General features: G+C 60.4%; 7 protein-coding genes. 6 read left to right on the top strand and 1 reads right to left on the bottom strand.

The features are described from left to right. The first annotated feature begins 713 nt into the window (after positions 1–713). The 6 genes from HA052_RS26575 (at position 714) to HA052_RS26600 (ending at position 6,743) form a co-directional block, all read left to right on the top strand. Positions 714–1,541 carry a DUF932 domain-containing protein gene (locus HA052_RS26575; protein WP_166454355.1) on the top strand — a complete coding sequence of 276 codons (828 nt, stop codon included), beginning with the start codon at positions 714–716 and terminating at the stop codon, positions 1,539–1,541. A gap of 759 nt (positions 1,542–2,300) precedes the next feature. Then, on the top strand, positions 2,301–3,167 hold the full coding sequence (locus HA052_RS26580; RefSeq protein ID WP_206119072.1) for an LPD29 domain-containing protein: 867 nt from the start codon (positions 2,301–2,303) through the stop codon (positions 3,165–3,167). Between the two features lie 14 nt (positions 3,168–3,181). Next, positions 3,182–4,096, top strand: coding sequence for a hypothetical protein (locus HA052_RS26585; RefSeq protein ID WP_166454356.1), 915 nt, complete (start codon positions 3,182–3,184; stop codon positions 4,094–4,096). Between the two features lie 122 nt (positions 4,097–4,218). After that, positions 4,219–4,488 carry a hypothetical protein gene (locus HA052_RS26590; RefSeq protein WP_166454357.1) on the top strand — a complete coding sequence of 90 codons (270 nt, stop codon included), beginning with the start codon at positions 4,219–4,221 and terminating at the stop codon, positions 4,486–4,488. A 1,193-nt stretch (positions 4,489–5,681) separates the two neighbouring features. Beyond that, positions 5,682–5,900, top strand: a complete 219-nt coding sequence (locus tag HA052_RS26595; protein WP_166454358.1) for a hypothetical protein — start codon at positions 5,682–5,684, stop codon at positions 5,898–5,900. A 48-nt stretch (positions 5,901–5,948) separates the two neighbouring features. Beyond that, positions 5,949–6,743, top strand: a complete 795-nt coding sequence (locus HA052_RS26600; protein WP_166454359.1) for an N-6 DNA methylase — start codon at positions 5,949–5,951, stop codon at positions 6,741–6,743. 73 nt (positions 6,744–6,816) lie between these two features. On the opposite strand, the gene HA052_RS26605 is transcribed toward HA052_RS26600, so the two are convergent. Further along, positions 6,817–7,077: a hypothetical protein gene (locus HA052_RS26605; RefSeq protein WP_166454360.1), complete on the bottom strand. Its 261-nt coding sequence runs from the start codon at positions 7,075–7,077 to the stop codon at positions 6,817–6,819. Between the last annotated feature and the right edge of the window lie 613 nt (positions 7,078–7,690).

A 7,690-nucleotide genomic window follows, 5' to 3' on the forward strand; every position in this document is an offset into this window, starting at 1 on the left:
CACGCCCCCTGCGCGTCGCCGCGCGCCAGGCGCTGCCCGGCCCGCGACGACACCCAGCCCCCTGACCGGAAAATTTCGCTGACGGCTTGTACCAGGTGTGAACTGGGCGATGGGATAGGGTAGGGCCGCTGTTCCTGGTGGTGGCTCGTCATGGGCATGTGTTGCCGGCGCCAGCTGGCGGGCCTGCTGGCCAGCGCCACGAACAGCAACAGTCCCAGGATCACCGCGCGTCCCGCGCGGTAGGTCTTCCCCAACTTCCCGCCGGCGTGGGCAATGGGCCACCAGGTGAAAACCTCCCCCCTCAGCCCCCAGGGGCTGCGGCCGCGGCTGCGCCGCATCTATTCGGGTCTGGCGAGCTGCGCCCGCCGGATTCAATCAGCCGCAAGCGGGCTTCGCCGGGCCCGGGCTGCTGGCCGCGGAGCCTCCCCGCTGGAGCCGCTGCGATGCCCTGTGCCTTTCGGTGAGTGCAGCACAACCAACCGCGGCTGCAAGTCAACCCGTGCCGGGGGCCTGCGGCCGACTTGTCACCCGCGGCCGGCTGCGCTTGAGCGCACTCACGGCACAGGCATACGCAGCTCTACAGGAGGAGGGTAAGGCTCTCTTCCAGCAGGCCTGGCCCGAAGGTGGAATCCGCTACGCGGATGAATGATTGATCCGGCAGGCTCCGCTCTCCCAGGAGCGGGAAAAACCGGAACCCCAGAAAAGGAATTTGTATGCGACTCGCAAGCCGTTTTGGCAGTAATGCTCACACCATCCGCACCGATGCCCCGCTGACCGATGACCAGATCCGCGAGGTCGCGCCGTCGATTTTTGCGGAGACGGCCCACGAAAGCCGTTCCGAGCGTTACACCTACATCCCCACCGCCGACGTGCTGGCCGGCTTGCGAAAAGAAGGCTTCCAGCCCTTCATGGCATGTCAAACCAAGGTCCGCAACAGCGACAAGCGCGAGCACACGAAGCATATGCTCCGGCTGCGCCATGCCAGCCAGATCAACGGCAAAGAGGCCAATGAAATCATCCTGCTCAACTCCCATGACGGCAGCAGCTCCTATCAGATGATGTCCGGCGTCTATCGCTTTGTTTGCAGCAATGGCATGGTCTGCGGCGAAACCTTGAACGATATCCGCGTGCCGCATAAGGGCGATGTGGTCGGCCGCGTGATCGAAGGCGCGTTCTCGGTGCTGGAATCGTTCGAGAAGGCCGACGAGCAGCGCGATGCGATGCAGCTGCTGACCCTGAACCCGGGCGAACAACAGGCCTTTGCCCGCGCAGCGCTAACGCTGCGCTACGACGACCCGCTGATTCCGGCTCCGATTACCGAAGACCAGATTTTGCGCGCGCGCCGGCGCGACGACCTTAAAGACGATCTGTGGACCACCTTTAACCGCGTGCAGGAAAACATCATCAAGGGCGATCTGCGCGGGCGCACCGCCACCGGCAAGGCGATGCGGACTCGCCCTGTCACCGGCATTGACCAAAACGTGAAATTGAACCGGGCGCTCTGGGTGCTGAGCGAGGAAATGCGCAAGCTCAAAGGCTAAGACCGTGGCCGCCGGCGGCGGCCGGCAAGGTCCGCCCGTACCAGGTGCGGCCTTGCCCTGGCCCCGCCCCTGAGCGGCGGAAAATGAGGCCGCCGGCGGCGGCACCGGATCTACATCGCCGGCGATGCCGGCAGCAGAGCGGCCAGCGCCTGCGGCGCCGGCCGTTCCGCCTCGAGGAAGCTGGGGACTCGTAAGGATCCAGCACCGGTCTTTGCCCGCCAGGATCCTGCTGTGTGACTTCCGGTGGATCCTGGTGATGATCACCGCGCGTCCCGCGCGGTCGATGGCGCACCGCACACGCTCAAGCGGCTGGCCAGCGCTGGTTCCTTGCCAAGGTAAAGCCTCCCCCCTCAGCCCCCAGGGGCTAATGCCGCGCCTGCGGCGCCTGTTTCCGCCAGCGAGCTGCGCCCGCCGATTCAAACCTGCCGCAAGCGGGGCTTCGCCTAGCCAGTTTGGCCGGGGCGGGAATCCCTCTCCGCTCGGTCCGGTTCCGCATGCCAGTGCCTTTATGTGAGTGCAGCACAACCAGCCGGCAATGCAAATCAACCCGCAAGCGGGGGCGCAAGCGCCGATTTGCATTGCCGGCCGGTCGTGCTCTTTCGCACTCACGGCACAGGCATACGGAACGCGGGCGGAGAGGGCAAGGATGCCCGCCCCGGCCAAACAGGCCGACTTGTGGAGCCCGCTGAAGCGGGCAGATATTTTTGAATCGGCAGGCTCCGCTCACAGGCGGAGAGGTGGAAAGGCGAGGAAAGCGATATGACGGTACTCAATACTGAGCTTCTTACGATTGGTTCGCGTGTGTGGTCCATGAACAATGGCGCGGGTACGATTTTTGAAGTCCACGGCGAGCCTGCTGTAGAAAACATCCTGATGTTGGACGGTGGCCAGCTGTGCACTACCGGCGCGGGCTTTGACATCGTGTTCGACGCCGGGCGCATCGTCCTCCAGGTGGCCGAAAGCACCCTGCGCCGGCGTCCCTGGCGGATCCTGGGCGAGCCGCTGGAGAAGCCGCAACAAATCGCCATGCGTCTGGCCTGGGCTACGTCCGCCAAGGCGTCCGAGCAAGCCAAACGCCAGGAAGCGAAAGCCGCGTTCGATGCTGAGGTCGCCCGCCTGAAGACCGCGCCCGAGTTCCAGCACCTGGAGCAAGTGGAGCAAGGTGAACACCAAAGCTGCGGCAAGCTGGCGGCGGCCAACATCCGCAAGGAGTTGAAGCGCATATGGCCGGAGGTCAAGTTCAGCGTGCGCAAAACCGCTTATGGCACCGTCGCGGTGGCATGGGAGGACGGCCCCGACCAGGATCTGGTCGCCGCGCTACTGTCGCGCCATCGAGATGGCCACTTCAACAGCAGTGAAGACCTGTACGAGCACGCATCGAAGCCCTTCGGTGTGGCCTTTGGTGAGGCGCGTCACATCATCCCGCATCGCTCCGTCTCGCTGGGTCTGATCAATCAGGCAATCGACAGCCTCTTTGCCGGCAAGCTGGCCCAGGTTTCCCGCGCCGAAGCGCCCCAGCCAGAAAACTACTTGCGCGGCGAGCTGCGCAACGTGTTCCCGTCCGGGTGGGGGTTTAGCTTTGAGGAACTGATCCGCGACGCCATCCAAGAAGTAAGCGCGCAGTAATAGGGGAGAAGACCATGTACACGACCGCACAAGAAGTTATCGACGCTATTCCGGGCATGTCCGAGCGGGTCGCAGCAGGCAGTGGATCCCTGCCTGAGTTATATATCCTCCGCATGTCGAACATGATTGATGCCGCTGCAACGGGCCTGTCCGCAACAGATAAAGCCTTCGTCCGTGCCTTCGCTATCGACGCTGGCATGTATGCAATGCCGGATCCGTTGGACGCCGAGGAGGACGATGATTTGGCGAAAGACTTTTGCATGCATGGCCTGGAGGAAAACACATGCCCGTGCGGGTGCTTTGAACTGGGGGGCGAATTTGGGGAGGGTGAACCCGGCTTCGCACCGGAATCTGAACCGGAGGGGGAGCACTCTCCGGATGACACGCTCGGTTTGACGTTTGATCAGTGCGTTGGCTTGGAGGAATCCGGCTGGTCCGCCGACGCGCTCTACGGCATCCGCCTTGAGTGGAACCGGAAGGGGCTGTGCGGTCATGGCTATGACGTGTCGTCTTGCCAGCGTGGCTGCGCCGAGCGCGCCCACGCTGCGGTGGTCCTTCCTGAGTTGTCTTTCGAGCAGCGCCTAGCGCTAAGCGTTGCCGAAGCAAAAGTCGATATCCTGGTGCGGGTAGAGGAGGCGCTGCTGGGGCTGGCGATGGATTGCGCCGAGGCCGAGCAACAGCTGCTCCGCGTACAAGCTGACCTGCAAAAGATTGGTGAACAGGTTCCGGTGTACGGCGTTGGCCTTCACTACCATGCGTTTGGTGTGGATCTGCATTGGACCAGCCCGACAGGCCGGCGCGGGTGGCAGCCATACCTGCCGCAAGAGGCTGAGCAGCTGATGAAGGATGAGCCGGGAAATTGGCAGCTGGCAAGCCTGGCGCGTGGCGAAACCTTTTACCAGTACCAGGAGCAAGGGGATAGCGTTTAAGCGTAAAATTATGACTTGTGGATTGCGCCGCGCGCTGCTCCCTTGTGCGCGGCACCTGAATCATCATGCATAACTTTGTTCTGCGAGTGAGGCGCCGATCCGGCGTCAAAGGAGATAGCACAATGGCAACATACCTGATCGATCCGCGCCGTAACGGAGGGGACCAATTCGCGGTTGAGGCGGATTCCCACGGTGACGCGGCCAAGCTGGCAGCATGCGAAATTTTCCCGAAGCTGGCACAGCACATCCGCGCTCCTGGTTCTCCGTATTTTATCCATCTCGAGAGTGGCTCGGATGAGGGGAGCGGCATGTTCAAGCTCTGGAAATTCCTGCGCGGGGCGGGTAACCAACAATCTGACCATGGAGAACCCTTCCACGTCATGGAGCGCTGACTGCGCCTTACGCAGTCGCTGCCGTGCCCCTCAACCAAGGCAGGATGCATAGCATCCTGCCTTTCGCCATTGGCAAACAGCACCATCTTACCTGGATTCCCACCTTACGCCCCAGGGGGCAGCGGTGGCGCCTCCGGCGCGGCTGTTTGCAATTCTAGCTGGATGCGTTGCATCCAGCCTTTCGCTACCAACCCAGTTATTCAATGAATGCAGGAGAGCCCAGCTGTCTTGGCACGCAGCTGAGCACGGTGTGCGGCATGTTCAATTGGTTCGCCCTCATTTCTTCAAAGATCACCGCCAGTCCCTGGCGGTCGTGGGCTTACCCAGGCCCCGCGTCCTGCGGCCCCTCTCTCTATCACCGCAAGCCCTAAACCCCACCCCTCGGCCCTGAGGGCTTCGGTGGCGCCTCCGGCGCGGCTGTTTGCAATTCTAGCTGGATGCGATGCATCCAGCCTTTTCCTGCCAACTCAATTCCCGTAATCCAGCTGGCGGTTGTTGACCTGGCTGCCCGCCAGATTCTCCAAGTGGGCCTGGTGCGATGCTTGTTGAGAAGAATGGTCTTCATTTTTCAAAGATCACCGCCAGTTCCTGGCGGTCGTGGGCTCGCCCAGGCGCCGTGTCCTGCGGATCCTCGCCTGATCTTCCTCAAGCTCTGAACCCCACCCCCTCGGCCCCGTGAGGGGCTGCGGCCGCGGCTGCGCCGCCCATTTCCGAGGCGAGCTGCGCCCGCCGGTTCAAATCATCCGCAAGCGGGGCTTCGCCAACTCGTCCAGCGCCGGGGGAATGCCATCTCTCTCTCGGTCTCGGAATTGCGCATGCCCGTGCCTTTATGTGAGTGCAGCACAACCAGCCGGCAATGCAAATCAACCCGCAAGCGGGGGCGCAAGCGCCGATTTGCATTGCCGTCCGGCTGTGCTCTTTCGCACTCACGGCACAGGCATACGCAACTCCGACAGAGAGATGGCAAACACTATCCCCCGGCCCCGGCCAAGCACTTGTTGAATCCGCTTCGCGGATGATTTTTAGAACCGGCAGGCTCCACTCACCTCTTGAGAGTCTGGAAAACCCCAGAAAGGCAAAAAATGAAACCAACGATCACTCTGAATGGCTCCAAATTGACCCGCGTCATTCTGAACGGTCGAGTCTTCATCATCAAAGTCGAGCGCGTAGAGCGCTAATTCTAGGAGACTGAAATGCAATATCGAATCGAAGCTGTGACGTTCATCCCGGAACTTGATGGCCTTGTCGTGCCAGAGGAAACAACGATTGTTTCATCTACAACTCTAGCCCGGCTCCGTTGTCTCCAGTTTTGGACGAAGGGGTTCTGGGTTGAGGTTTTCAACGATGAGACGGGTGAGCAGATAGCCGGCCCCCTGGACCCAGATGAAGCCTTCCCCGTAGAGGTTGTTTAATAAAAAACGCCCGGCTCAAGCCGGGCAAGCTTTTCCAGTGGCAAGAATATGAAAAATCGCCTCCCCTTAAGCATGAATGAGTGTCAGCAAGAGTTCGTCCGTTTGATCAAGGAAAACAGCCGGCGGTATCGACTACATGAAGTTTTCCGGGACTTTTGCGAAATGGCCGCCCTGGCCATCAGTAATTCGGTTGATCTGGCCCAGTTCGAAGCGCGCGAAGCACAGTACATGCAGATCATTAAACGCTACGAGCCCGAGGAGGCTAGGCGGTTTTCGAAGATGTTGGCCATGGTGACAGAAGGTTTGAGCACTAGCCCCCATGATTTCCTTGGTGCTGTGTTCATGGCTTTAGAGCTGTCCGATAGCTGGAAAGGCCAATTTTTTACAGCGTCTGAATTATGCAAATTAATGGCCCGCCTTAATAATGGCCCGTTGGATGCCTGGCGGCAGGCCCAGGAAGAGGGGCGATTTTTTACCATGCATGAACCGGCCGTCGGCGCCGGCGCAATGGTTATTGCCTACGCTGATTTGATGCAAGAGGAAGGCATTAACTTCCAGCAGGTCATGCATGTTAATGCTTGGGATATCGACGCGACGGCCGTCCACATGGCCTATATCCAATTTTCGCTGCTGTACATCCCGGCGGTTGTCGTCCAGGGCAATACGCTAACGCTGAAGCAATGGGGAACGTGGTATACCCCGGCGCACGTTTTAGGCGGATGGTCCAGACGACTGGCAGCGGAACAGGAGGTCGTTTCAGAAAAAACAGAACTTGCTCCCAGGTATTTGGCGGAAACAAAGGTGAGTCTTATTCTGCCTAAAGATCAACTGGCTTTATTCTAAATTAAAGTGGAGGCTTAAAATAATATTTCTGGGGGTGGCAGAATTTAATCTGCCATCTCCAATAATGAATTTTTTAATAGCCAAGGAGAAGTTTTTTGATTTCAGGAAGGTGCTTTTCCCATTTCTCAATTGGAACAGAATCAAGCCCCGCCGCACGAAGGACTTTAATCATGTCCTGTGCATGCTTTTCCTTTTCCTTCTTCTCATTATCTTTAATTTTTTTCTGGAGAGCCTCTCGCTCTCGGTCCATCTTTGCCAGTTTTTCAGCGGCACTCAGTCTTGGACGCTTTACTTTGGATGCGTCGGGGGAAGAATGGCTCAAGTTCTCATTCACAGGGATAACCTCACTCTTTGCTTGTTTTCGGGCATTCTACACTAGCTTTAATCAATAGGAAATCTGTACCCCATGACTGGCCCGTCGGCAAAACGGCGACGCTGCGCCGGGCGGATCGACCGCCCGTCACAACGATTGCGCCGGCCCGCACACGGTGAGCCAGTCCGACGCAACACGACAGCTACTGCGCTGACGCGCAGCTGGCGCAAACCCCCAAACCCCTGGCGCCGCGACGGCGGCGAGGCCTTCGGCAAAACGGCGACGCTGCGCCGGGCGGATCGACCGCCCGTCACAACGATTGCGCCGGCCCGCACACGGTGAGCCAGTCCGACGCAATACGCCAGCTACTGCGCTGACGCGCAGCTGGCGCAAACCCCCAAACCCCTGGCGCCGCGGCGGCGGCGAGGCCTTCGGCAAAACGGCGACGCTGCGCCGGGCGGATCGACCGCCCGTCACAACGATTGCGCCGGCCCGCACACGGTGGGTCAGTCCGACGCAATACGCCAGCTACTGCGCTGACGCGCAGCTGGCGCAAACCCCCAAACCCCTGGCGCCGCGGCGGCGGCGAGGCCTTCGGCAAAACGGCGACGCTGCGCCGGGCGGATCGACCGCC

This window comes from Chromobacterium fluminis (genome assembly GCF_011602385.1).
Lineage (GTDB): Bacteria > Pseudomonadota > Gammaproteobacteria > Burkholderiales > Chromobacteriaceae > Chromobacterium > Chromobacterium fluminis.